Below are 24,503 nucleotides of genomic sequence, written 5' to 3' on the forward strand. Positions count from 1 at the left end.
ATCTGATCCGCCGCGGAAACATCTTCTATTGGCGGCCACGCGTCCCGGCCGCTCTCATCAACTGCGGCCCCGGTAGCCGCCTTTCACTCAGCCTTCATTGTTCCGACCATAGAAAGGCTCAGATCATTGGCCGGAAGCTCAACACGCGACTGGCCGAATTGAAGTTGAACTCGAAGGAAATGATGTCCAAGCAACAGCTTCAGAAACTGTTCGAGCATGAGCGCGACAAAGAACTCGAGCGACTCGATGAGATTAATACGCTTGCCAGGCGCAACGGCCGTGGCGGGAATGTCGAGGAGATGGAACTCGATCTCGAGGCCGGTTGGGCCTGTCAGCTCGTCGCGAAGTTCGGGAGCCGGACGGAGCTGACGCTGGAGAGCGGTTGCGCGGGCCTAACCTATCTCCTCAACAATCGTGTCCCGATCTCGCACATCGACGCCATCAGGACGAACTACCGGGGCGAACTGGCCATCGCGCGCAGCCCGGGGTTTGAAGACGGCATCCGGCGACTGATCTACAATTTCGAAATCGACGACACTGTCGCTAATCGTCAGCGCGCCATGTCAAAGATCTTTGAGGGTCGCGCTGCTGCCCTCCTCGACATCGATGAGCGGCACGAGCTTGTCGATAGAAGCCAGAGCGAGTTCACGGGCGGCGAAAGAGCCATCACGCCGATTGCCGAGGTTCTGGTTCCTGAAACTGCAGCGCCTGAGCCGCCGACGCGGCACGATGAACATTCGTCCTTATCGGCTTTACAGATCATTTCAGGAGACCCGGGTGTCGCTTATCTGGATCTCACACCGCGCCCCGAGAAAATCACGGCACAGCCGAAAGCTCCCAGTGCCGAGCAGAGGGTCGTTCCTATTGCCGACTTCGAGCAGGAGTGTGAGAAGCTCATCGACAACATGGGCGAGGATTGGACAACTGAAACCGGGCGAGATGCCATGGCGCTGGTTCGGATGTTCAAGTCGGTGCTCATCGAGCATGGGGTAGAGCATTCCGGGCAGATCGAACAATATCACATTGAGCAGTTGCGCCAGCACTTCAATCACATTCCGACGGACTGGGGCAGAAGCAGCAGGATGCGCGTCATGTCAGCGCCGGAACTTCGTGCGGAAGGCGACAAGCTGCGCAGGGCTGCGGAGATTTCAGGAACCAACGCGAAGGTTGGTCTGGCTCCGGGAACGATCCGCAAGCACTTCGGAAATCTACAGCACTTCCTGAAGCATCTGAAAGGCCACGGGTTCGAAATCGAAAACTGGACCTTTGAAGGCCTGCGCCCACGAAAGCCCAAAGCAGGGGACATCCGTCACCAGCAATACAAACCGAAGCCGGAAGACATCGCTCCGATTTTCTCGAGCCCCGTCTACACTGGCTCTCTGGATCATCTGCGAGGAAAACGAAGAAAACCGGGTAGCCAAGTTTTCCATGATTCGCTTTATTATCTGCCGATCCTGTTCACTTACCTGGGGCCTCGACGCAAAGAGTTCGCAGGACTTTCGGTCGACGACATTGCGAAGGACGAGGACGGCTATGTCATCCTCCTTCGCACCAATGGCATAAGGCGATTGAAGACCGCGCAATCAAAACGACTGCTGCCCATGCCCAACGAATTGATCCGATTGGGCTTCCTCGATTACTATCAGGCGATCAAGGGACTAGGCTACGAAGCTCTCTTCCCAGACCTGTTCTCAGATAAGACGGATAACGATCCGGGAGACCGTTTCTACGACACTTTCATCCCTATCATGCGGGGCGCGCTCGGTGAAAAAATGTGGGAGCGCGCCATTCATGCCCTTCGCCACGGGATGGCGGACACCCTGAAGCAGGCCGGCGTCTCATCTGAAGTGATCGATGACATCTCGGGGCGATTGAGCGAAGGCAGTGAAACGAACACCCGATACACTAATCCGGCCGGCCTTCCGTTGATGCGCAGCGCCCTCAAGCACTACCCAATCATTACGTCGATCGTCGAATCGAAGCCGCTGCAACTTCTGCCGTGGATCGAGAACAAGCAGCCGCCGCCATGGGCGCGAGAAGGCAAGAAGTGAAGCCCGGGCGGAAATGATTTCCGCTCGGACTGTGTTCGGCTGGTAGTGCGACACCGAGCTCAGCTCGGTTTCGAACTCTGGAAATCCGATTCAGAATCAAACGGCGTTTTACGAAGTAATGGGGGGAGAAGTCGTCATTCCATCAAACGCCGTTAGGCGTTGGGTCGGCCTCGTCGAGCAAGCGGCTCCGACACCGAAAGACCAAGTGGAGAGCGGACGCTCAGACCTCATTGTCGGCGCCATCGGGATAAATCAGGTGGATTTTCCTACGAAACGGTGAGGCGCCTGTCCGATACTTGGCTACAAGATCGTCGAACACCGCATCGCATTCGCGCTCATCGAACCCCTGATCCGTCAGCATCGAGACGATCTTATTCTGGAACTTCTCGAGTTCCATCTGCTGATCCTTGTCGATCGCCCGCCGGATCAGCCAGAACAGCGCCACTCTCGCGACGTCATCTCTGTCAGGCCGCTTCGCCCTTCTGTTGGCATCGCGAAGTGCCTTCTGTCGCTGCCTTGCTACCTTTAGGTTCATGATGGTCCTCCCGATCCTCAACCTCTTCAATGGTCATGGGACCGGCCTGCCGGCGCAAGCCTTGTTCGGCTGAATCGGAAATTTCGAACTTTGAATCGACAGCGCGGAACAATGAATCAAATGACCGCAATTTGTTTCGAGTTGCGGGCACGTTATCTCACGTCAAAACGACCTGTTCGGCCGCGAACGGCGTTGATGAATCAACGTATTCGAGTTCCGAATCAAAAATCCTGTGTTCGGAATCAAATGAGCGCAATTTGTTTCACGTTGCCGGAGACTTGATGTGAGTTGCCGACAAGGTGTCACACGACATCTCAAATCACGTCACATCATCCCGGTGGTGTCCGAGGATCCAGCCTTCCCATTTGCGAACGGCATCAAGTGCTGGGATGCCTTCACCGCGCCGCTCATCGACGACATCAAGCATACCCAGCAGTCCGACCACAGCATCGAAGCGATCCTCGCCTGCCTTGTCCGTGCCGAAGCCATCGTCAATGAAGGGCAGAAGCAAATCGGCATCGAGTTGCGGCCGCGCTGCGAGCCAAGGCAAGATACTCTGTCCCATCACAATCCGGTCTGCCCGACGCCGCTTGCTCCATCCAGTCCGTGGCATGCCGATCTGACGGTACACGTCGCCAGGATAAGTTTCTGCAACGATGACTGGCTTGCTGTTGGCGAGCTCGGCCAAGCTTCCATCGAACGGCCACAAGCCGATTTGGTCCAATCTCGGAATGATGATTTCCCGCCATCCCGAGATCGCACCCTTGCCCACCTGATTGCCGCCAAGCGTCCAGAACAGCATGCAGGCAGCCTGCCGATCGGCGGTCGCCCGTTCGCAGGCACGCAGGAGCGATGACGCACCAGAAATCCCAAGGGCATCGAAGAGATGGACACGTGCCGTGCCACCCGGGCGGACGGGATAGAACGGGCGATGCAGCGAGATTTGATCGCGGTGATCGGCGACACTATACCAGTCCGACCAGATTCCCGACCCGAATAGTGTCAGAGCCTCCCGGAAAGAACCGACGCCTGCTGCCCGTGCATAGGCCTCCGGCAGACCGATCGGGAAGTCAAAGCCGATGAGAAGCGCACCCGGATCGACGGCGCGACGCTGCAGCCGGTCGAACAGGATCGACGTGTCGTCGACGAGTTCAGGAGACTGGACATGCCAGTGTCTGCCGTGTTTGATAGCCACAGCCATCCATCGCTTTTTCTGGTCCATGCTCCAATCGCAATGGGCGACAACCGCGACGCGCATCCTGCTCTCCGCTTCTCATGATCGGTCGCATGCCTATCAGCTTTAGGGCCGCAGATCACCGTCCGTCAGGATGTGCAGCACAGCCATCTCATCCATTGCCTGGGCATCGAACAGCGCCTTGGCAAGGGCATGGAAGGTCGACCTACGCCTTCTGAGGATCACTGCCGCCCGGTCGAGAGCGGCTTCCAGCCTGGCATGAACGCGTGCAGCCAGCTCGGGATCACGCTCGAACACTGCGCCCGGATCGCGATGCGGGCGATAGAGCAACGGATGGTCGGTCCCGAAGCCAAGGGTGCGCTCCATGTCGAAGGCGAGCCGCGTGGCCCGCGCCAGATCGCTGTCGTCGGCACCTCCGGAACCGCTCGAGACCCGTTTTAGCACCAGTTGCTCGGCGGCCCGTCCCGCCATCAGCATGGTCAGCATGTTTTCGTACCAGTCGCGAGTATCGGTGGCCCAGGCGTGGAAGCCGACGAGATTGTAGCCGCCCTCCCCGGTATCGATATTGAGCCCGCGAACAGGTCCGAGATCGAGAGCATGATGGACGACTGCATGCCCTGCCTCGTGGAACGCGAAGCGCCAACGCAGATTGTAAGGCACGGGCGGACGATTGCCGCGGATGCCGTCTTCGATGTCCTCATAGCGGATTGCTCGCTTGCCCCGGCGCGCCTTCAATCGCGCCTCCCGGACGACGCGTTCGATATCCGCGCCCGTCAGACCCATGGCGCGCGTGGCCAGCCGCCTGAGGATCGCATCGGCAGAATTGACGTATTGCGCGGCGGGCGGCGTTTCCATCGTGGTGGTGTTCTGTGGGGCGGTCATCGGCTTGCTCCCTTGCATTCGTCTTCGACTTCGTGCTCCAGATAGTCGGCAACGATCCTCTTCAGCGAGAATCCGTCCTCGGCTTCTTTATGGGTTTCTGGTACTGGCTCCCGGATCAGCGATGTCACATCGTCGCCGAGATGATAGGCCAGAATTTCGGCAAGCGTCGGGATATCGGGCTTGGGGACTTCGATATGAGTCTCCAGCCGCCCGGAGCGCTTGATGGCCTCGTCGATATGGTCTGGGCGGTTGGTGGCACCCACGACAATGAGGCCCTCGCTCTTCACAGCGCCATCGAGCAGTTCCAGGAGCTTGTTGACCACGGCGTTCCAGTAGTCGGCATGTTCACGCTCGGCGGGCTGCCGTTTGCCGATGCCGTCGATCTCGTCGATAAACAAAATCGCCGGTGCCATGGCTCGCGCCTCGACAAAGGTTTTGTTCATCTTGTCGATCACGTCATTCAAATGACCACCCTGCAGCCAGGTCGACACCGAGGTGACGATCAGTGGGATCTGCAGGCTGTTGCACAGCGCGCGGGCAAAGGTTGTCTTGCCGGTTCCGGGCGGGCCAGACAGCAGCAGCTTGGTGCTCATCTCCGACCAAGCGAGGTTACTCGCCAGGTAATCGTCCAGATCTGCCTTGAGATCGAGCGCCCAGTGCTTCGCCTTGCCATATCCGGAGAGCGTTTCGACGGTCATTGGCGGATTGTGGCCGATCTCTCCCTCCTTCGGCAAAGGTTCCGGCTGCATCACCTCGGCCCCCGAAGGCTTGTCCTTCTTCCAGCGGCCGTTGCTATCAGTGTCGGTCGACTTCGGCTTTTCGTGCGAGGCGTGGTGCTTCTCGCTGGATGTGCTCGACGATGCCGATCCGGGTGCCTTGTCGTCACTCCCGCCACCACCGTCCTCCTCTTCCTCGAAGTCACCGCGATTGCGCTCACTGAGCGTGGCAAGGACATGCAGGACGTCGCGAACGTGCCGCCCCGGACGGAAGGCAAGGACCAGATCCTCCAGCGACAGCCAGCGCGCATCGGAATCCGACGGCAGGCCCAGCGTCTCGATTGCCACGTCCGGATAAAGCACTTCGACCAGATCGGCGACGAAGCTGCGATCGAGCTTTCCCATCTCCAGCGACAGGTCGGCGGCGATCTGCAAGAGCGAGGGAATGTCCGAGCGTTTCTCCGCGACGGCGAGCACTGACAAGTCGTGGGACAGCGCACTGAGCATCCGCCGACGCAGGGCATTGCCCGTGACACGATGCACGCCGGCACCCGAGAAGGTCATCAAGCGCCTGCGTGTCTCGCCTTCGACGACGTCAAAATAATCATCGTTGAACATGTGGTCCGCATCGACGATCGCAAACGGCCCGCCGGGCACCAGCCGGGTTTTTTCCAGGAGCCGCAGCACCTGCCTCTCGAAGCCCACAAGTGGCGCATGGAGGGTAACGACTGGTGTCACGCGGGTCAGCGTATAAACGATCTCCCGCAGCGATCGGCCGCTGCTGCGCATCGCACGTGCCAGGACCAGGGTTGCAACGATGTGACTGACCAGTGGCGGAGCGGCGGCTCGATCCACAAGACCGACCGCGTAGGCGCGCCGATCGATACCGTTGCCCAACACCCCTTCCTCCGCGATTGCGCCGCAACGCGCCCGAGGCAGGACCACGAGTTGCGCGGCGAGCGGCGGATGAACGATCCCGGCGGTCACAACACTATCGCCACCAGAGCCGGTTGTCGGATTGCCGGTTTCCTTCGGTGCGACAAGCCAGTCACCAAAATTGCGCCGGAACCAGGTATCGTCACGGATCGGGTCGCCGGTCAGTCGTGTCGTGTCGAAAGCGGGACTGTAGCGGCAGGTGCGAAGACCATCGACATCGACGATCTTGGCCTCGATCAGACCATTGCGCAGTGCCATTCGGCGTGCCTCGCGAAGGCTAAGATGCCGAAGACGGCGGATAAACAGACGGGCGAGCTTATCCATCGATCCGGCCTCCTGTATCCGCGGCAATAACTGCCGTGTGGGCGTTCTTCACCAGATCGCGCGGACGCGTTCGACCACGCCGCCGCCCGTCAATGGCACCGGGCTTCGGGATCCGCGTCAAAACACGCTCGCGCGGCGAACGACGTGGCGGCAGAGGGTCGCTCGGAGGAGTGATCGAAGCCGAACCAGTCGCAGCAGAAAGCCTCAGATGCTCGTTCCATGACGGATCGAGGTCCCGGTTGCGGCTCCGCAGCCAGTCGAGCAGCAGGCGGCATGCCGCGTTGCCGCCGTCGGCAACGGCACGCAACCGCAGCATCAAAGGCTCAGGAACAAGGCCATCCAGCAAAGGACCGTGCCGGACGAAGGCGAGCGCCAGGCCGATCAGAACGGCGGGATCGTCGCGATCGCTCGGACCGTGGCTAAGGTCTGCAGGTTCGACATGAGTGAGTTTCGCAAGCTTGCCGTGAAGACAGGGCAACGCAACGGTATCGGTTGTGACCGCTTCGCAACGGAAGCCGGCCACAGACGGGCTGTGGGTATCGATGGACATGAGTGTCTCCTCGCCGGAGCGCATCGCATCCGGCGTTCATGGAATGGAATTGACTGGAGAAGCCGGCCACGCGCTTCAGGCGCGGCCGCGGTCAGTGCCGTTAGGCTGGCGGCGCGTCAGTGCCGGCGCGGACGGCGGGCAAAGCCGACCCGGATACGGATGGGTTCCGGCTCATCGTCATGATCGTCGAAGTAGACGAAATGGTCGTGACCGTCGTCCTCGTCCTGCGCGGCCATCGCCCGCTCTTCTTCGTAAGTGCGGGCGGGACCGTTCAGCGCGATCAGCGGCTTGCCGAATACGGTCGAGGTAGCGGTTGCATCCGACACAGCCACCGCCACGACACCAACAGCCTTACGGGCTTCCGCTTCGAGAAGCTGCTGCACGCGACGGCCGAAGCGCAGACGCAGTTCGGCCATGCAGGCCGCAACTCCGTCGATTTCCAGCAGGTCATCGATCTCGGACAGGGCCCAGATGCCGTTGGCATGATCGCTCGGGCGACTGGCGCCATCGACGATGGCAACTTCGACCGTATCGACCATCAGGCGCTTCTGGTTTTTATAGAGCCAGTCCGGCAACACCATCGCCGACGCCATCATTTTCATCTTTAGTTCCTCGAGACGGCTGGTGTCGCCATACGACGCCAGCGACCGCTTCAGGTCGAGGATGTAGGCAGTGTGCCGGGCGCGGTTCACGAGGATGAGATCCGGCGTGTACGATCCCTTGGCCGGCGCCTCGCAATCGAGCTTGATCCCATCGAGACTCTGCCAGTCGTTTCCGGACACGGCTTCGAGGGCCGCCTTGACCAGCGGCAACTTCAGCGACTGCGTCAAGACAACAATGTTGGGGTTGGCCTTCGCCAGACGCTCGACCGCCTGCTCGAGCAGCTTGCCTTCGCGGAACGAGACGGCGCGAACGAGTGAGGCGATGTGAACGTAGTGGCCGAGGATGTCGTCCTCAACCGGTTCGCCGTCCGCGATGGCGACAATGGCTCGATCGATGAGCAGATCGAGATCGGCCTCAACTTCGGCAAAGCGAACGATGTGCGGATGGCGGCGCAGGGCCGCTGGCTCGCCGATGCTGTACGCACCGATCCCGAAGGAGCCATGGGAGAACATCGATGCCGCGGCGACAGTCGAACGAAGAACTTCCCCGACAGGGGTAGATTGAGTATGCGTGGTCATAGCCCGATTCCTTTTCGCGAAGGCTGAGGGTCAGGCCCTTGTCGATGTTACCAGCATCGGCTTGGGCCGTTTTGTGTCCGGTCTTCCGAACGACCCCAACCTGGCAGGACCGGGAGCCGGGCTCAAGGACCCAGGAGCAAAAAAGAGAACGAAGCCGGTACAAGGTTAACAGTGGGCTCACGAAGTCTAGGCGGATGAACGCGCCCAGTGATCGCGACGGTCGGCCTCAGCGTTTAGGTCGCCATTATCAGGCAAAAGGAAAAGGGCCGACATGCGGCCCCTTCGAGTTCGGAGGGAAGGCCGGGACTCCGACCGCCCAGTCTTGGGCTAAGCGTATCACACTGCGGCGTTTGGTGATGTTGCCGATTTTGGAACGATGCCCAACTCGGACTTGATCCGGCCAACCACTTCTGGACGCGTCAAGCGCTTTTCAGGCTGGGCAAGTGCTTCAGCGACTGAAGGAACGTCAACGTCTGAAGTGCGCTTAGACTTGGGCGCCTCGATCGTGGCAATGGCTCCAAAAGCTGCAGCGATAGACTCCATCCTTTTTTCCATCGAGGGGATGCCGGTGACTACCAGATCGGCACTGCCGCGGACCTCAGCAGGAATCGGTCCGTCGGAGCCGACCTCGTAAGGAACGTTCGCGCTCGGTGCTTCACTTGTTTCCGCGCCTGGCCAGGTCGGGGCGCTTGATTTGGAGCTGGCCCATTCCAGGATCGGCACGACTTCCGTTTCCAACCAGGTCCGAAGCTCGCCTTTGTCCGGCCACGTCGTTTCGCTGCCCATCTTGTAAAGCATCGTGCTGACCGCGCCCCAGCCAGTCTTGGCCGGAATGGAGGTGGGCGAGATCACGTGTGCTGCAGTTGGATAGGGCCTGACGAACTGCGCCAGACTTTTCAGTTCTTCGTTGGCAAGGCGCGCAACCAGATGTGTCTTTCCGGAGAGCGTTTTCTTGACGATGTTCTTCTTCGGCAACGCTTCATTGACATGTGCGCGGATCTCCTCCAAGTGCCCAATGAAGGATTTGATGCCATCCCGGACCTTGATCGCGATGATCGCTTTGAGCCCGTCAAGGCCGCCGACATCGTACGGATCGATCTGCGGTCCTGCCTCTGCCTCGGCTTTCGATCCCGACATGATCGCCGCGACATCCTGTACCCTGAGCCTGCCGTTCTGCGCAGCAAAGCCAATGGCCTGCTCGATCTGCTCCGGCTCGGCGGCACTCAACTTTCCAAGAACCGTCGGACCCACGGCCAGTTCCACCAGAATGTCCTGATAGCGAGCCAGATTGCGAAACACTGCGCGCTGGGTCCGGACGTGGCGGGCAGTATAGCCGCAGCGCTCGACGGCCCACGTTTCCAAGGTCCCTTCCGGGAGCAGTTCGGCGGCGCGTTCAAGATGCTCGCCGAGCTTGAAGGTCTCCTCCGTCGAACGACGAGAAACGCCGATGAGGAACATGGCCGTCTCTTCGAGCTGGTTCTTGATGTCTTCTGCGACAGCGTTGGTTTCGTAGAAGGTGTAGGCGGCGGACGAGAGAGCGAAAGCTTTAGAAGTCTTGTTCATGGTCATCTCCATGTAATAGGGTTATTCGTAGAAGCATAACCACCTCTACCCCTCTATTATCTCCGATCGACGAGAAATATAAAAGCAATTCAAAGTTTTGCAATAAATTGTTTCCAAATAAATGTGTGGTTTATACGCTCAAAAATACCTATAAATACACAAATTTACCTACTATAAGCGTCAAAATAAAAATTTTTCACTTCTGGAAACGCAAGTATTAATTACACCTAATACGCGCACAGCGCCCCTGCAGCAGGACTAGAACGGTTGGGAGCATTCGGGTCTTTTCAAATCTGCCTGCCACCTGGTACCAAAGCTGGGCCGACAAGTTAGCCAAGTGAGAGCAAGTCCAACCCATGGCGAAGGCCATACTCACGACGAAAATAGATCCGACCTACGACGATCTCCCGGAACAGCGGTACCATTTCCCGCGCACCTACCTGCGTCAGGTCGAGTCCGCGCGGGGAGACTGGATCATCTACTATGAGCCACGGCGGCCCGGCGGCGACCTGATGAAGACGGGTGGCAAGCAGGCTTATTTCGCGACAGCCCGGATCAACGACATCATCGAGGATCCGTCAAAGGCCGATCATTTCTATGCGCTGATTGACGACTTCCTGCACTTCGATCATCCAGTGCCGTTCAAGGAGAACGACCACTATTATGAGAGCGGCCTACGCAAGGAAGACGGCTCAACGAACAAGGGGGCCTTTGGGCGCGCCGTGCGCAACATCCCAGATGAGGAATACGATCTGATCCTCGCTGCTGGCTTCGCGCATGTGCTCGGGCGACGGGATCGGGAACGTCCGGTGCCCGATCCAGCGGAAGAAGCGCGCCTCGGCTTTGGTGACAATCCGCAGATGCCATACGAGATCGACAGTATCGACCGCCGGATCGTCGCTCAGATCGTGCAGCGTCCTTTCCGGGACAGGGCGTTTTCCGCGGCAATCAAGGCGGCCTATCACGACACCTGCGCCGTCACCGGCCTCAAGCTGATCAATGGCGGTGGCCGTTCTGAGGTTCAGGCCGCACACATCCGCCCAGTGGCCGACAGGGGGCCAGACAGCGTACGAAACGGCCTCGCACTCTCCGGCACTGTGCACTGGATGTTCGACCGTGGCCTGATTTCGGTCGACGACGACTACAACCTGCTGATCGCGAGCGGCGGCGTGCCAGATACCATCACGCGGCTCATCAATCCGGAGCGACGCCTACTTGTGCCAGAACGTCCAGACGAGCGGCCACATTCGCAGTTTCTGCAATATCACCGCGAGAAGGTGTTCAAGGGGTGACGAAGCGGAAATAATTTCCGCTCGAAAAGCTGCTCTCACTCCTCGCCGAAGAAATCCTCGTCCAGCCGCTTGAACTCGACCGTGCGATAGCTGCGGACGCCGACGCCGTGTTCGATCATCAGGTCGGCCAGTTCCTGCCCATCAATGAGGATGACGCGCTGCGACAGATGCCTGACGTAGTCTCGCGCAGGCTGGCTGAAGGTGGAAGTGGTGACGAAAACGCCCTTAGTGGCGCCGAGGCCGACGAGGCTGCCAACGAAGCCGTTGACATCCGGACGGCCGACGGGATTGCCGGGCGCATAGCGCTTGGCCTGGATATAGATGCGGTCGAGGCCAAGGCGATCCTCGTTGATGATGCCATCGACACCGCCGTCGCCGGAGCGACCGAGCTGGGTAGCGGCGTCCTTGTGGCTACCGCCATAGCCCATGGCAACCAGGAGATCGACGATAAGCTGCTCGAAAAAGGTAGGACTGTTGGAGAGGATGCGCTTAAGCAATTCATCGCGCAGGGCTGCCTGCAGAGACATATAAGCGGCATCAATCTGCTCTTCCGGCGTCGTCCTGGCAGACGCGTCTTGGACGGTTGTAACAGGGACGCCGTTGTCTTCTGCTGCCGCGCCTTCGTTTCTGTAAAATTCGCGGAACTCCGGCTCCTGCATCAGAAGAGCCACGTCGACGCGTTCTGGGGACGTCGCCAGAAGCGCCCGCCCCTTGTCGCTGGCGGTAAACCTGCCGCGAGCGGGCGAGGCAATCAGCCCCGCCTTGCCCATGTAGAATTTGGCCCAGTGGATGCGATTGTGCAGCACGCGCTGCCGGCCGCTTGGCAGAAGCTCGTCGCGCTCAGCCTGGCTGAGGCCGAGATCATCCGCGATGCGTTCAGAGACGTCAGCAACCCGCGTTTCTCCTTCAGCGGCAAGGCGGAGAACCGGAAGCATAAGGGTCTGATAGTCTGGAATAGTCATTGCGTCCCCTCCTGTGTTCCAGCCCACTCGAACACCCGCTGCTGCTGCTCTCTCAGAAAGGCATTTTCATCGGCGACAGCGTATCCTAGAGAGCGAGCTGCCTCACAGAACCCTCTGAGGGTGGAGGGTTCCATGCTTCCGTCTGCCAGGTTTTGCTGGTTGACGATGATGGCACTAAGCAGCGGCCATCCCATGCGGTGGGCATATTCGATCAGGTCGCCCAGATGTTGGTTGGCGGCGTAGCGCACCTTCGACCATTCGACACCGCTTTCGGCCGCCAGTTGCTTGTAGGAAAGGAAACGCCGCTCTTTTGCGGCCTTCAGAACAGCGCTGAATGTCTTCTCGAATTCCAGCCCGCCGCCTTTGCGGCGGGCCATTTCGGACAAAGCTTCGAGGTAATAGGGGTCGTCCACCCGCTCAAGCCTTTGATAGTTCGCGATCAGGTTGGCGAGCTCCTTATCATTCCATTCACCTACGGGTCTCATGCTGTTATCACCGTCCCCGTCGCGGTCTTCAGCGACAAACGGAAATGATAAGGCGTCACCTCCTCAAAGAGAACAACGTCTCCGGGCTTTGCACCCGTTCGGGCGAAGAAATCGCGGACGAAGTTGCGGTCCTGGAAAAAGGTACGCGGCCGACCCTTCTTGTCCGTAGGGACGAAAGTGTCTGTGCGCAAGGCGCCGAATTCCAAACGAACACGACGTGGTGCCGGGGCATGAACGTTTGTGCCGCCGAAGACATCGGGCGGAAGCTTGCGGTAGAAGGATGTTACATAGATGTGTGGCCATTTCCCCTTCAGGGTGAAGTTGCCGGGGGTCAGAGTGCTTTCATACACCGTCATCCCTTCGCTCCCCGTCCACGTTTCCGCATTGGTGCAGCCTCGCGCTCGGTGCGGATGCGCGCGAGCAGGTGTTCGGCGGGTTCGTCATTTTCATCCTGGGGGACCAGTTCGCCGCGGAAGGCTTTGGCCAGGATCGCCTCGTCCAGCCGGCCCACCAGTTCCAGCGCGCGCTTGGCCTCTTTCGCCAGCCGGTCGATCTTGGCGAAGGCGGACTCGATGCGGCGGACGATTTCTTGTTGTTTTTCGAGTGGGATCAGCGGAGCTGGCAGCTCCTCAAGCGTTTTCTGGCTTATCGTCTTCTGACCCGAAGTGGAAACGAACTTGTGTTCGATAATTCCACGGATCGGGGGACTATTGAGAAAGAGCGCTGTGAATTCAGGATCCATCGAAGACTTTAGCCTGATGCGAATGAAATGATCGCAGAATGCCCAGACATCGCTAGCATTGAAACAGAATGAGCGCCCGACGAGGTTCGCACTGCCATTTACCCTGATGACAACCAAGTCACCCTCGGTCAGCCGATACTTGTCAACCTCCTTGCTGGTTAGCCTAATTTGTCGTGGCTCCTCAGGTGCGAATTTCGCCTGATTTAGATCAGTTAAGCGAAGGACGTTTATCCAGTTGCCCTCGTCGCCCTCGCGTTTTGAAAGTCCGTTTCCTGCGGTTTCGATAAATTGGCCAAATCGAATTTTTGAACGGCTCAACTCCCCGCTGAACGCCTTGCTGAGGACGGCCCGCTTGTAGCGGGAGACGAGGGTTTCGATGCGGGCGAGTTCTGTGCGGGCGCGGGCGGATTTCGCGTTCAGCGCATCCAGCTTGGCCACGATGCGCTTTTGCTCGGCTTGGGGTGGGAGGGGGACAGTGTGGTCAGTAATGTGCTCCTTCGAAAGGCCAGGGATATCGCCACGTGCTTCGCGGATGACGGCATTGACCGTATTCGCGAGCGCTCTCATCACAAATGGATACAAGAGCTGCTTCGAGGGCTCATACGCGTAAACATCGCGGCCAATTGCACATGCGATACCGGGAAACATCTTGCCTACGCCAGCTCCTTTGACGGTAATGAAAATGCAGCCTTCGGGTACTGTGCGTTTAGGCGTAGTTGTCCACTTGTTGAGTTCGATTTCTGACCCTGTCCACTGTTCTGGCCCTGTTACGTAAGGTGTCCCACGTCCCTCACCATTCACGTCGGAGGCAGTGGAACTTTGCCCGCAGTAGACTTCACCAACTGCTCCGAGAGCCGTAGTAGCCCACCCCTTCGGCAACTCGCTCATTCCGCCGCCTCCGGCAAAATCTCGTCGCCCAGTTCCGCCATCAGCGCCTCGATCTCCAGAGTCGCGGCCTGCAGATGGCCGAGGATGGCGGCGGCGATGTCGTCGGGTTCGATGAGGCCTTCTTCCGCCTCTTCCTCCGCCTCGCGCAGCCAGGCGATATCGAGATTATCGCCACGGGCGGCGATGGCCTCGCGGCTGAACCCTCGCCAGCGGCCTGCTTCGCCTTCATCCGGGCCGCGCTCCTTGCCGTATGGGTCTTTGCCGAATGCCTGTTCAAACCCTTCGAAATGGGCTTCCGTCAGCGGCGTGGTCTTGCCGAATTTCGGCATTTGGGCGCGCAGGTCATAGATCCAGACGGATTTGGTGTTGCCGCTATCGCTCTTGCCGCGCGTCAGGAAAATCACATTGGTCTTGACGCCTTGCGCATAAAAAATGCCGGTCGGCAGGCGCAGGATGGTGTGCAGGTCGCACCAGTTCATCATCATTTGGCGCAATTCGCGCCCACGCCCGTCTTCGAACAGCACGTTATCCGGCACGACGATCGCCGCGCGGCCACCGGGCTGCAGCGCGCGGATGCAGTGTTCGACAAAGGGGAGCTGGTAGGAGGAGACATTTGCGGTGACGGAGAGGTCATCGCGGGTCGGCGCGCCGCCAGCCGGGCCGAAGGGCGGGTTGGTGAGGATGAGATTGGCGCGGCCAAGACCCTTGCCCTTGTCGGAAAGCGTGTCGCCGAGATCGACATGGTCGCCGTCGATATCGTGCAGATAAAGGTTCATCAAAAGCAGGCGCAGCGTGCCCGGCACGTTTTCCATGCCGTGAATGGCGCGGCGCTTTTGGAACTCCTGTTCCTTCTCGCCGAGTTCCAGATAGTCATCGGTGTTCGCCTTCATGTAGCGATCGGCGGCAATCAGGAAGCCGCCGGTGCCGGCGGCGGGATCCTGGATGACTTCGCCGGGCTTTGGCTGCATGAGGCGGACCAGAAGCTCGATCAGCACGCGGGGGGTGAAATATTGCCCGGCGCCGCGCTTGGTTTCTTCCGCGTTCTTCTGCAGAAGCCCTTCATAGAGATCGCCGAACTGATCGCGCTCTTCGGAGAACCAGTCGAGTTCGTCGATGGCGGTAACCAGCGTGGTCAGGTTCTGCGGCTCGCGCAAGAAGGTTGAGGCATTGTCGAAGATCTTCTGCACCATCTCCGGCAGCGGACGGGCATCAGCATAACGCTTACGCTCTTCCGGGCTCGCCCCTTCGCCGGGCGGCAGCACGAGGGCATCGTCTTGCCCCAACTTCGTGCTGGCAGCGCCGAGGGTGACGAGAACCTTGCGGTAATGTTCGAGCTTCGCCAGACCGTTCGCCGCAACCAGATCCGCCCAGCGCATGCCCTTGGGCAGGCTTCCCGTCTCGCGGTTGCGCTCGGCCATCATCTTCAGAAACAGCAGATAGGTCAGCTCGGTGACATATTGCTGATAGGTGATGCCGTCCTTGCGCAGGACCGTGCAGAGGCGCCAGAGTTTCTGGACGATGGCATTGGCATTCATGGCTTGATTCTCATCTGATCCGGGATCGTGATTGCGGTTGTAGCGATCAGCCGTCGATGGTCAACGACGGCCTTGAGGGTTACGCAGCGGGCGGGGCCCAAATCGCCTCGTTGAAGGCATGCAGCACCTCGTCGAGCTCGCCGTCGAATTCTTGAGCGATGCGCTTGAAGCCGCCCTTGTCGGCAAAGGCACCCTGGTCGAGCAAAGTCGGATCGGCCACCGGCTTGTCTTTCAGGGCGCGACCGATGCGCCGCAGCCATTCCTTCTGCTTTTGCGTCCAGGGTCTGGAGGCCTCGATCTTGACGATCGCGTTGTCGACGCGGGTGGCATAGGGGATGAGAGGATCGCCGAGCGCTGCCTGCCGCACGAAGCCGATGATATGGGCGGCGATGTCGGCATTGCGGGCGCGGCCATAAGCGGCACGCAGCATGGCTTCGGAATAATTCTTCTCATCGAGCAGGCCCGCGAGTTCCGAAAGCTCCTTGCGGGTCAGATCACGCGGGCGCTGGGTGACGGCAATCAGCGCCGGAACCTGGTTCATGTTTTCTCGCACGAAGCGTTCGAAGCCGGTGATGTAATCCTCCGGCGTCGTGTTCTTGCCAAAAATCTCCTCGATGCGCAGCAGCTCGTCCTCATGGGTGGAGATGACCACGCCATCATTCTTTTCTGAACGCAGCGGGCGGCGTTCCAGCAGTTCGACTGCGCGGGGATGGGCTGCCAGCCACTGCTGCAACTCGGCACCGGAACGGGTGGAGAGTTGCTGGAGCGCCATGTCGGGGGTTTCGCCTGTGTGGCGCTCGAAGCTTTCGCGGGTCTCGGCATCCATGCGCTTCACAAGGCTGCGCATGCGCACGACGACCTGGGCTGCGACCCAGCTTTTGTCCTCGTCCGTTTCTGCCTTCTGCAAATCCGTGACGAGCTGGCCGATCGCGATATCCGGCTTCACGACAACCGGACGCATGTCGCTCATTTCTTGTAGTTCGGCATAGAGATCGACGGCGTCGAAGATGCGGAAATGCTCCTTGCCGATATCGGGGCAGAGCCGCGTGGCGCGGCCAATCATCTGGTCGTAGAGGATGCGGCTTTTGACCCGGCGAACGAAGACGAGATTGCAGATGGAGGGCACATCGACGCCTGTGGTGAGCAAATCGACGGTGACAACATATTTCGGGTAGGGATCGTTTTTGAACTTCAGGATCAGGTCATCGGCCTTGTCGACAGTACCGGTGATCTTCGCCACCATGCCATGCGGCACGTTTTCCTTGCCGTATTCCTCCTGCAGTTCCTCGACCAGAAGACGCACGATGTCATCGGCATGAGCATCGCGGGCGGCGAAGATCAGCGTCTTGCCGGGTTTCGACAGCGGGATTTCGGTGGCGATGGCGCGGCAGACGATGCGGTTGAAGGATTCCGAATAGACGCGCTTGTTGAAGTCGGCGAGGTCGTAATCCAGCGAGACTTCATCCGGCAATTCGAAGAGATCGATCTGGCCCGTCTTGCGGTCGATGATCTCGACCTCCTCGCCACCCTCGAAATGGATGCCAGCCTCCGACAGAGCGGTCGTGATGCGCTTCGGCGGCAGATGGTCGTTGAGATAGCCTTCGACGACGGCCTGGCGATAGCCGTAATGGAAGACCGGGTGGCCGAAGATTTCGCGGGTGTGAAGCGCAGGCGTCGCCGTCAGCGCCACCTTCACGGCGTCGAAATAGTCGAGGATCTGGCGGTAAGCCGACTGGTAGTCGTCAATGTTGCGGAAGCCGATATCGCTTTCGCGCAGCTCAGCATCCAGCGTGTAACCGCGGTGGGCTTCGTCCACGATGATGCAGTCGAAGGTACCGGGTGTGGGGCGCTTGGCAGGGTCTGGCTCGTTGAGGATGCGGGCAATCAGCGACTGGACTGTCGCGACCTGCACCTGGTCCTCGTCCTCCGGCAGTTTCTGCTCCAGTCCTGCGACCTTGTAGATCTGGGCGAAGTTCAGCATGCCCTCGATCTCGGTCGTTTCCAGCGCGTCGCTCGTCTGCCGGCCCAGCGCCTTGCGGTCGACGAGGAAGAGAATGCGGCGGAAGCGCTTGTGCTTCAGGAGGCGATACATCAGGGCGATGGCGGTGCGTGTCTTGCCGGTGCCGGTCGCCATGGAAATCAGAATATCGCGCTGGCCAGCCACCACGGCATTCTCGATCGCGGCGATCGCCTCTTCCTGGTACGGGCGCATCCGACCCTTGCCGAAGTTTTCTTCGGCCAGCCCCTGAGCTGCGGTATCGACATCGGTGGTAAGCTTGTCGAGGAGATCCTTCGGTGAGAACCAGCTCGTCATCGGGACGGCGTGGTTGGTCTCGCGTCTGACATCACGGTACCAGATGCCGGATTTTGTAACCCACTGACGCACGAAGGGGCGGCCATTGGTGGCAAAGATGAAAGGTACGCGGAAGGGGTCATCAAGGCCATGTTGCCAGGGACCGTACGGATGCACTTCTTCCGCGGAGAGCACTATGGTGCGAGAATAGCGTTCGGCTTGTTGCAGAGTAGACGGCACGTCGACGCTCTCGCGCTTGGCCTCGATGACGCCGACGCAGGTGAGGCCGACGAAAAGGGCATAATCCGCCCGGCCACCTTCGGCGGGCCATTCGGCAATTGCGAGATTACGGCCCTCCTCCGGTCGAGCGCCTTTCTGGAAAGCGAGATTATCGCTATCAGCTTCCCATCCGGCATCGACGAGTTGTATGTCGATCAGCCGCCGCGTCTGGCGTTCATCCAGTTCCAGGCGGCTCGCGGCCGCAAGACCGGCCTGCTTGAACTCCATCTGGATCTGTGTGGGCTGGGTTTCGGCCGCCTTCTGCAGGTCGGCCAGCTTACGAGCGAGTGCGGTATGATTGGCCTCCATCTGGACGGCGGTCTGCTCCCAGACGGCACTATCTGCTGAAGCCTGGCGAGCCAGTTCTTCCGCGGCTGCGCGGGCCTTTGCGAGCTCTTCGGCAGAGGCATGGGCAGCCGCTAGTTTCTCCTCGGCGTCCCTGACCTGAGCACGCAGGGCGGCGAGCTCGGCCTGCGTTGCCTGGTCGGTATCGGTTGAGGGTTTAGGCGGGACGAACGGACCCGGTTTGAAGTTCGGATCACGTCCAAAGGTACGGCGATACCAGGTCGCCAAAGCACTACAGAACTTCAGCGCAGCCAGCGCTTCAGCAGGAGATCCCGCCAGGCTGTGAGCGGCGCTGTTGCCGCGCGTCCGAATCGCGTGGAAAATATTGGCGACTTCACGCGGCAGCACTTGCTGGGCCGAAAGCCTGCGAAGCAGATCATTCGTCGTGTCGCGTGCGGTGGGATCGTAGGCGCCGGAAAGGGCGGCGATTTCCTTGACCATGTATTCGCCGAACTGGCGGCTCTTGATCAGTGAGGTATTGGCATCTTCGGAGAAAAACCGTTCGGCAAGCACACCTAAACGATAGAGTTCAGGGCTGATCTCTTCCAAATGACCGAAATTCGCCGACAACGCCCCACCCAGATGCTTTGCAATGCTATTTGGCGGAACATGCCATAGGTTGCCGAAGCTGGCAAACTAGAGTTGTGGCGACCAGCCGATGAAGAAGGTCACCGATCTGCGGAAATTATTTCCGGGACATCAAGGCAATACTCTTCCCAGAAGCGTCCTATCCAAAGACGCTATTGGTGCAAAGTTCGTCGCATCGAGCGGGTTGGGAAGTAGCCTCGTTTGGAGAGACGCAGATGCTCGGTTGTCTCCGGTTAACGTCTGACATGGGGCCGACAACCGACTGGCGGCTTTGTGATGGGAGAGCCAGAAAAGCAGACACCCGCTTGCATCGGGCCGCATTTTACCTGGAGCTTGCGCCTGCCGACCAGCCCCCATCTTCTGCATCGGGATCGGGCGTCAAGATCGGCCACGGGCGCTCAGATGCAAGATCGGGATGACGTGGTTCCGATTCTGGCGCACCGTACTCGTCCCGGAGCTTGTCTATGAGGTTGAGACATCGGGTGGCAGGGTCATCCTTGCCTCCGCTGCCGGTCATCGCCAGCAACTTCCGGCGCAGCTCAATCGCCGGGACGGGCACGACATTGTAAGCACCCTCCCAGTTCTCTGCCGGGACGTACTCCGTGACAGCGCTTTGGATCGACTGCCACGTCATGAACGAAACTCCGGTTTTCATCTCAGAATCGATCAGCATCAGTACGCCGTCCGCGCCAGGGTCTTCGGCGACTGCGCGGGCTAGCAAAGCAAGCTGCTTCGTTGTCGGTCCATCCTTCAAGAGGTCGTAGACATAGGAGCGGACCTCGGAGAACTCCGAAATCAATCTGCCCAATTCACGTTGCCAATGCCATCCGTCGTATGACTTGTCGTCGAGCGTGCCACTGACGGTCAAGTCAACAAGGCATCGCGCGGCGGATACCGTGCCAAACCTCAACGCGGTCGCGCGCCACTGATGGTTCTGGTAAAGAGCTGGATTTTCTTCTGCGAGCTTGAAAGTCACGCCTTCTGCGTCGTCCGAGGACGAACTGTCGAGTCCGCGTACCATCTCTTCGAGCATTCGTGGATCGCGCTGCGCGTCCGGCATGCTACGCACAATGGCGGGCAGATCGGTGATCGGCGTGGCAAAAGGCAAAAGGCGCAACCAATCGCGTAGCTGATACGCGTCGCTCTGCATCAGAATCCAAGCCTCCTTCTCGGCCGCCTCAAAGGTCTCAGCTATGCCGTCGGCCACTAGCTTGATGTCGATGTCCTCGCCAGAGAGGATCAGCGACAACAATAAGGCTGCGCGCGCCTGCCTCGGCGCGAGAGAAATGAGCTTCTGGATCGTCGCATCACGCTGACCATGAGGTAGCCGTGCTCCTACAATCCCGAGCGCAACCGCCAGCTTCACTTGCGCATCTGACGAACCATCGATGATCAAGGTCTCGATTGCGCCGAAGATTGCTTCCGCCTCGGCCGATGTTCCAGTAGGATCTGAAACACGGGCCTCGCGGCGCGCTTTCACGCGCGAAAAATCTACGCCGCTGTTGAACTTCTTGTCGTTTTCAGGTTCGTTCGCTTTGGTCCACTGGACGAGCAGCACGCGTGCCGCCAGCTCGCCAAAATGTTCATCGGTCAGATACTTTCCCATCAGCGCAGCAGTTTCAGGCGTGCTGATGGCCAAGAATGCGCGTTGATATTCGTGCGTCTGTGGCCACTGAGCTTCCTGCACAGCGTCGCGATCTTTCCAGCCGCTCGCGGTAGCTTTCTCGCGGAAGGCCCGATAGCGACGCAAATTCTGGTCAAGCATTCTCTTTAAGAGAGGAAGGTGCAAATCAGATGGAGCATGGCTCATCATCGTTGCAACAGTAGCGACATGCCGGCGTTCTACATCTTCAGTCACGAGCATGCGCTCGGCCCATTCGCGCGCCAGCACTCCTATTGCGGCCAAGCCTTCCTTAGTGAAGGGACGCGCCCTATCATCGTCGCGGTAAGTCTCGCGAGAAAACAGCTCGGCCAACTGGACGATTTCCTCATTATCAGCATTTATCGCCCGCGCCTGAACAGCGGCCACTAAACTTGCGCCCGGGGTGTGTCCGATACGGGTGCGCAGAGCGTGATAGTGATCACCTGCTGCCTGGTCGTACTTCCCATTGGCGTCATGCACGACTTCCCCAGCGGCAAGATATGCGTCAATCAGCCGGCCCACAGCGTTTGGTCCCAGCACAGAAGCGGCGGCCTCGGCCTGGTCATCGTGGCGGCTTGTTTTTTCCAGGGCGATCTTGAGTAGCGTGTCGTCCTCAAGAACAAATCCCGCGGCTGCAAGAATATCATCCGCGCCGTAGAACAGTTCGCGGCGCTCGCGCACGCGCCGCAATAGCCCTTTTGCGAGAGCGTCCGGATATCGCTTGCGCACTTCATACAACAGATGCTTCTCGCCATCGCGTTTCCGGTCGATTTCTATTTCGGCGATAATCTCAGTAACCTCGCTATCGCGGTCATCTCCGCCCGACCCGTGAACGAGCGTGCGCAGGCGCTGAAAGTGCGAAAATCCAGCAACCTTGCGCCGTTCGCGCGCTCGCCGAAGTTCCTGCTGGACAGCATCGACTACGATATCGTCGAGGTGACCCTTTTCGGCGAGGATATCGTAGGTCGCGTCGCCCGCGTCAACGAGCAAGTCGGCGACGTGGCGATCTGCCCGTCGAAATGAGAGCGCATCAACCACTGTCGCCTTCACGTCTGGATCGCGGTCAGCCTTCGCAATTGCGGTCGCAAGATCGAGGCCGTCGATCCCGCCATGCGATGCAATTTCATGCAGTACGTTCTTGCGGATTTCCGGTGGCAGCGCTGCAATGCGCGTCGGCGCGTCATTCCCAAGCACTGAAGGGCGAAATTGCTTCGCCGCCCGGAGCGCGTGCAGGTGCACCTGATCGTCCGCGTGGCTTATCCGCCGCGCTTAAGCGACGGATACGAAACCACCGCACCGTATGTCGCAGCGAGTTGGCAGCTTCCCACATCAAAGCGGATTTCCCCGCCCCCGACGGTCCGACTATCAAAGCGGCCCGGCGTTGTTCAATACCCGCCACCAAAGCCGACCTGCTTCGGGGGCGTTCGGCCACCAAACCTGCCGCGATGTGACCGGGTTCTACATCGACCCCGAGATAGAAGTTCGGGTCGTTGAGAGGCGTAAGGAAATCGACGGGCTCACAAACGCCATTCATGAGGGCTTGTTCGATCGCGTCAATGTCGATAGCGGCCATGACATCTCGGATTGTCGTCTCCGTGTCAGAGATCGAAACGCCACGATAGTTCTCTGACGCCAACCGGCCATTGGCGTCTGCCAAGGAGCCCACGCGAACAAGAAGTTCGGCAAAGCACATCTGAGCAGCGATCGGGGCGCAGTTCAGCCGATTTACGATCAAGCCGATCGCCCATTCTTGCGGTGAGGTCGCCACGACGATTGATGTTCGTCGGAGAAGATCAGAGGACCCATTGAATTTTGCAAGTCTGGTGCTGATCGGACCTTCGATCCAACGAACTGCAGGGTGGTCGTTGAGGGGACTGAGACCCTCCACTTCTCGCTCAAGAACGAGCTCCAATCGCTGCGGCTGCGGTGCGGAGCAAAGTGACCGATTCCACAGGTCCTCAATGTGTCCAGCCGTCTCGCCTTCCGTATAGTCTCCAAGGTGTTCCCGCCGGCTCTTGACCTGGACAAAGCTAGTTGCTTCGCCACGCAGCTCGATGTCGTCACCACCTTCCGGGATCACGATGGCGGGCGCTCGCTGACCAGCCCATATTTCCACGGCCATCCAAGCGGACACGGCGTCTTGGTAGCGAAAGCCGCGGCCTGCGTTGGATCCGGCCCTAGACGCAGCCTTCGCGGGTTTAGACGATGGCTTTGGTTCGCGACTCCGCTTGTTGTGTTTAGGATTCTTCTGCAAGTATTCGATCCCTAGCGCAAACTCGTTGTGGCGCTGCTATTATCGCGCCGCAGTGAGTCGATCGCGAGCAGCGATCTTTGCAGTACTAAACTAGCCACCAGACTGTTGAGCGTTCCTGATAGCGGCCGCGAACGCGATGACCGTAGCATCTTCTACGCCAACAGCGTTAAGCTTGCCGGCAACGTTGAGCACGTAGTCCGAAGCCTTGCCATCTCTCCCAACGGCTGCCATCGCCATTGCAACCAGTTCGTCGAGATTTTTTCCTGTGATGACGTTTTCCCCCACATAGACTGGTAAATGCGCCTCAACGTTACGACCGTCGCTCAGTTTGATTCTCATCTTTCTTAGTGGAAAGTTTTTGCCTTCGCGCCGTTCCAGGTAAGCAAACACTTCGACCTGTTTCGAATCATCAAACTGAAACGCATAACCTACGCAAACCCCGTCAGCTTTTTCGATCAGGTTCAAAGTAGGGCCAGGCGTGGCATCGGTCCCCCAATTCACTCTCGATGCCTTATTGAAGGATCGTTGATAGCCTTTCAACTCCGCCAACACCCCATCCGTGCCGCCATGCGTTCTTTGCCAGTTGTCCCACATAAGTGACCCATACCCGAAAACCCACATTCTTCTTCCTCCACCCTCAGTAAGAAATAAATCCTCACACAACCAATCGTCCAGATGAAGAGCTTAGAAAAGAATCGAAGGGTAAAAGTAACCTTGGCCGCTCGTCGGGTATCCTATTGGTTTCCCACGCTGGTCGAGCCACTGCAATTCAAAGATCAGATGTCCGCTTCAGAGCACCGGCGCGATCACCTGAACGTCCCGAATGAGGGCGCGAAGCGGCCATCCGCGCGGCGACCGCGGGAACGTAAGCTTCAGCCCGAAAGCGGAAATTATTTCCGTTTCAGACCCGTATTGACTGATGCCCAAAGCCAGGGCACAAAGGTGGCGTCCACGGTTGCTCGCGATGAGAAAACAGAGGGAATTTCAAGGCTTTTCACCTAAGCAATTGAAATCATGTGAGAATCCAGGTTCCCCAGCCAATTCTCCCTAAAAGCCCTAAATTCCTTGATTTTCCAGTCGTGCCGGATAGTGTTTTGGCATCATTGGCGACCTGATGCCCAAAACTGGAGCCCTGAGGTGATGCCCACGCCGGTCAAGCGCGAGGGACAAAGCTCCGGGGACAAAGCAGGGCATTCGCCATGGCCGTGCGCCACGAAGTCGAGAATCTGATCCGCCGCGGAAACATCTTCTATTGGCGGCCACGC

18 protein-coding genes are annotated in these 24,503 nt (G+C 59.1%); 2 read left to right on the plus strand and 16 right to left on the minus strand.

Going from position 1 to position 24,503, the window contains the following annotated elements; genetic code table 11:
• Positions 1–2: 2 nt before the first annotated feature.
• The gene (locus O9X91_RS23460; RefSeq protein ID WP_269834412.1) at positions 3–2,051 is read left to right on the plus strand and encodes a DUF6538 domain-containing protein; all 2,049 of its coding nucleotides are present in this window, start codon (positions 3–5) and stop codon (positions 2,049–2,051) included.
• A gap of 220 nt (positions 2,052–2,271) precedes the next feature.
• On the opposite strand, the gene O9X91_RS23465 is transcribed toward O9X91_RS23460, so the two are convergent.
• The 7 genes from O9X91_RS23465 to O9X91_RS23495 form a co-directional block, all read right to left on the minus strand.
• The gene (locus O9X91_RS23465) at positions 2,272–2,586 is read right to left on the minus strand and encodes a hypothetical protein (RefSeq protein ID WP_112637667.1); all 315 of its coding nucleotides are present in this window, start codon (positions 2,584–2,586) and stop codon (positions 2,272–2,274) included.
• Positions 2,587–2,905: 319 nt separating this feature from the next.
• Positions 2,906–3,844, minus strand: coding sequence for a DUF429 domain-containing protein (locus tag O9X91_RS23470; protein WP_269833308.1), 939 nt, complete (start codon positions 3,842–3,844; stop codon positions 2,906–2,908).
• A gap of 42 nt (positions 3,845–3,886) precedes the next feature.
• The gene (locus O9X91_RS23475) at positions 3,887–4,663 is read right to left on the minus strand and encodes an ATP-dependent metallopeptidase FtsH/Yme1/Tma family protein (protein WP_269833309.1); all 777 of its coding nucleotides are present in this window, start codon (positions 4,661–4,663) and stop codon (positions 3,887–3,889) included.
• Positions 4,660–6,639 carry an AAA family ATPase gene (locus tag O9X91_RS23480; protein ID WP_269833310.1) on the minus strand — a complete coding sequence of 660 codons (1,980 nt, stop codon included), beginning with the start codon at positions 6,637–6,639 and terminating at the stop codon, positions 4,660–4,662. The genes O9X91_RS23475 and O9X91_RS23480 overlap by 4 nt, the downstream gene beginning before the upstream one ends.
• A complete protein-coding gene (locus tag O9X91_RS23485) occupies positions 6,632–7,189 on the minus strand; it encodes a hypothetical protein (RefSeq protein ID WP_269833311.1) in 558 nt (185 codons plus the stop codon). Before O9X91_RS23485 ends, O9X91_RS23480 begins: the two co-directional genes overlap by 8 nt.
• Positions 7,190–7,305: 116 nt before the next feature.
• Positions 7,306–8,370: a hypothetical protein gene (locus O9X91_RS23490; protein ID WP_112742055.1), complete on the minus strand. Its 1,065-nt coding sequence runs from the start codon at positions 8,368–8,370 to the stop codon at positions 7,306–7,308.
• A gap of 336 nt (positions 8,371–8,706) precedes the next feature.
• Positions 8,707–9,933 carry a hypothetical protein gene (locus O9X91_RS23495; protein WP_112742053.1) on the minus strand — a complete coding sequence of 409 codons (1,227 nt, stop codon included), beginning with the start codon at positions 9,931–9,933 and terminating at the stop codon, positions 8,707–8,709.
• Between the two features lie 356 nt (positions 9,934–10,289).
• Here O9X91_RS23495 and O9X91_RS23500 point away from each other — a divergent pair, with 356 nt between their 5' ends.
• Complete coding sequence (locus O9X91_RS23500) at positions 10,290–11,225, plus strand: HNH endonuclease (RefSeq protein ID WP_112637541.1); 936 nt, start codon at positions 10,290–10,292, stop codon at positions 11,223–11,225.
• A gap of 35 nt (positions 11,226–11,260) precedes the next feature.
• On the opposite strand, the gene O9X91_RS23505 is transcribed toward O9X91_RS23500, so the two are convergent.
• From O9X91_RS23505 to O9X91_RS23545, 9 genes are all read right to left on the minus strand, one after another.
• The gene (locus tag O9X91_RS23505) at positions 11,261–12,187 is read right to left on the minus strand and encodes a restriction endonuclease (protein WP_112637540.1); all 927 of its coding nucleotides are present in this window, start codon (positions 12,185–12,187) and stop codon (positions 11,261–11,263) included.
• Positions 12,184–12,672, minus strand: coding sequence for a hypothetical protein (locus O9X91_RS23510; protein WP_269833312.1), 489 nt, complete (start codon positions 12,670–12,672; stop codon positions 12,184–12,186). The genes O9X91_RS23505 and O9X91_RS23510 overlap by 4 nt, the downstream gene beginning before the upstream one ends.
• Entirely contained in the window at positions 12,669–13,028 is a 360-nt protein-coding gene (locus O9X91_RS23515; protein ID WP_112637538.1) for a hypothetical protein, read from the minus strand. The genes O9X91_RS23510 and O9X91_RS23515 overlap by 4 nt, the downstream gene beginning before the upstream one ends.
• Entirely contained in the window at positions 13,025–14,302 is a 1,278-nt protein-coding gene (locus tag O9X91_RS23520; RefSeq protein WP_269833313.1) for a restriction endonuclease subunit S, read from the minus strand. Before O9X91_RS23520 ends, O9X91_RS23515 begins: the two co-directional genes overlap by 4 nt.
• A complete protein-coding gene (locus tag O9X91_RS23525; protein WP_269833314.1) occupies positions 14,299–15,837 on the minus strand; it encodes a class I SAM-dependent DNA methyltransferase in 1,539 nt (512 codons plus the stop codon). The genes O9X91_RS23520 and O9X91_RS23525 overlap by 4 nt, the downstream gene beginning before the upstream one ends.
• 79 nt (positions 15,838–15,916) lie before the next feature.
• Positions 15,917–19,324, minus strand: a complete 3,408-nt coding sequence (gene hsdR, locus O9X91_RS23530; RefSeq protein WP_162708958.1) for a type I restriction-modification system endonuclease — start codon at positions 19,322–19,324, stop codon at positions 15,917–15,919.
• A 340-nt stretch (positions 19,325–19,664) separates the two neighbouring features.
• Complete coding sequence (locus O9X91_RS23535) at positions 19,665–22,223, minus strand: hypothetical protein (protein ID WP_269834413.1); 2,559 nt, start codon at positions 22,221–22,223, stop codon at positions 19,665–19,667.
• Positions 22,165–23,106 carry a hypothetical protein gene (locus O9X91_RS23540; RefSeq protein ID WP_269834414.1) on the minus strand — a complete coding sequence of 314 codons (942 nt, stop codon included), beginning with the start codon at positions 23,104–23,106 and terminating at the stop codon, positions 22,165–22,167. Before O9X91_RS23540 ends, O9X91_RS23535 begins: the two co-directional genes overlap by 59 nt.
• A 222-nt stretch (positions 23,107–23,328) precedes the next feature.
• On the minus strand, positions 23,329–23,859 hold the full coding sequence (locus tag O9X91_RS23545; protein WP_269833318.1) for a gamma-glutamylcyclotransferase: 531 nt from the start codon (positions 23,857–23,859) through the stop codon (positions 23,329–23,331).
• Positions 23,860–24,503: the final 644 nt, after the last annotated feature.

The sequence above is a fragment of the Agrobacterium salinitolerans genome, assembly GCF_027498475.1.
Classification (GTDB): Bacteria; Pseudomonadota; Alphaproteobacteria; order Rhizobiales; family Rhizobiaceae; genus Agrobacterium; species Agrobacterium salinitolerans.

Excerpts from the sequence above, each read along its gene's own strand:
- O9X91_RS23475 (WP_269833309.1), bottom strand. The coding sequence starts at position 4,663 with ATGACCGCCCCACAGAACACCACCACGATGGAAACGCCGCCCGCCGCG.
- O9X91_RS23490 (WP_112742055.1), bottom strand. The coding sequence starts at position 8,370 with ATGACCACGCATACTCAATCTACCCCTGTCGGGGAAGTTCTTCGTTCG.
- O9X91_RS23495 (WP_112742053.1), bottom strand. The coding sequence starts at position 9,933 with ATGAACAAGACTTCTAAAGCTTTCGCTCTCTCGTCCGCCGCCTACACC.
- O9X91_RS23500 (WP_112637541.1), top strand. The coding sequence starts at position 10,290 with ATGGCGAAGGCCATACTCACGACGAAAATAGATCCGACCTACGACGAT.
- O9X91_RS23515 (WP_112637538.1), bottom strand. The coding sequence starts at position 13,028 with ATGACGGTGTATGAAAGCACTCTGACCCCCGGCAACTTCACCCTGAAG.
- O9X91_RS23465 (WP_112637667.1), bottom strand. The coding sequence starts at position 2,586 with ATGAACCTAAAGGTAGCAAGGCAGCGACAGAAGGCACTTCGCGATGCC.
- O9X91_RS23525 (WP_269833314.1), bottom strand. The coding sequence starts at position 15,837 with ATGAATGCCAATGCCATCGTCCAGAAACTCTGGCGCCTCTGCACGGTC.
- O9X91_RS23485 (WP_269833311.1), bottom strand. The coding sequence starts at position 7,189 with ATGTCCATCGATACCCACAGCCCGTCTGTGGCCGGCTTCCGTTGCGAA.
- O9X91_RS23545 (WP_269833318.1), bottom strand. The coding sequence starts at position 23,859 with ATGTGGGTTTTCGGGTATGGGTCACTTATGTGGGACAACTGGCAAAGA.
- O9X91_RS23470 (WP_269833308.1), bottom strand. The coding sequence starts at position 3,844 with ATGCGCGTCGCGGTTGTCGCCCATTGCGATTGGAGCATGGACCAGAAA.
- O9X91_RS23520 (WP_269833313.1), bottom strand. The coding sequence starts at position 14,302 with ATGAGCGAGTTGCCGAAGGGGTGGGCTACTACGGCTCTCGGAGCAGTT.
- O9X91_RS23505 (WP_112637540.1), bottom strand. The coding sequence starts at position 12,187 with ATGACTATTCCAGACTATCAGACCCTTATGCTTCCGGTTCTCCGCCTT.
- O9X91_RS23510 (WP_269833312.1), bottom strand. The coding sequence starts at position 12,672 with ATGAGACCCGTAGGTGAATGGAATGATAAGGAGCTCGCCAACCTGATC.
- O9X91_RS23540 (WP_269834414.1), bottom strand. The coding sequence starts at position 23,106 with ATGGCCGTGGAAATATGGGCTGGTCAGCGAGCGCCCGCCATCGTGATC.
- O9X91_RS23480 (WP_269833310.1), bottom strand. The coding sequence starts at position 6,639 with ATGGATAAGCTCGCCCGTCTGTTTATCCGCCGTCTTCGGCATCTTAGC.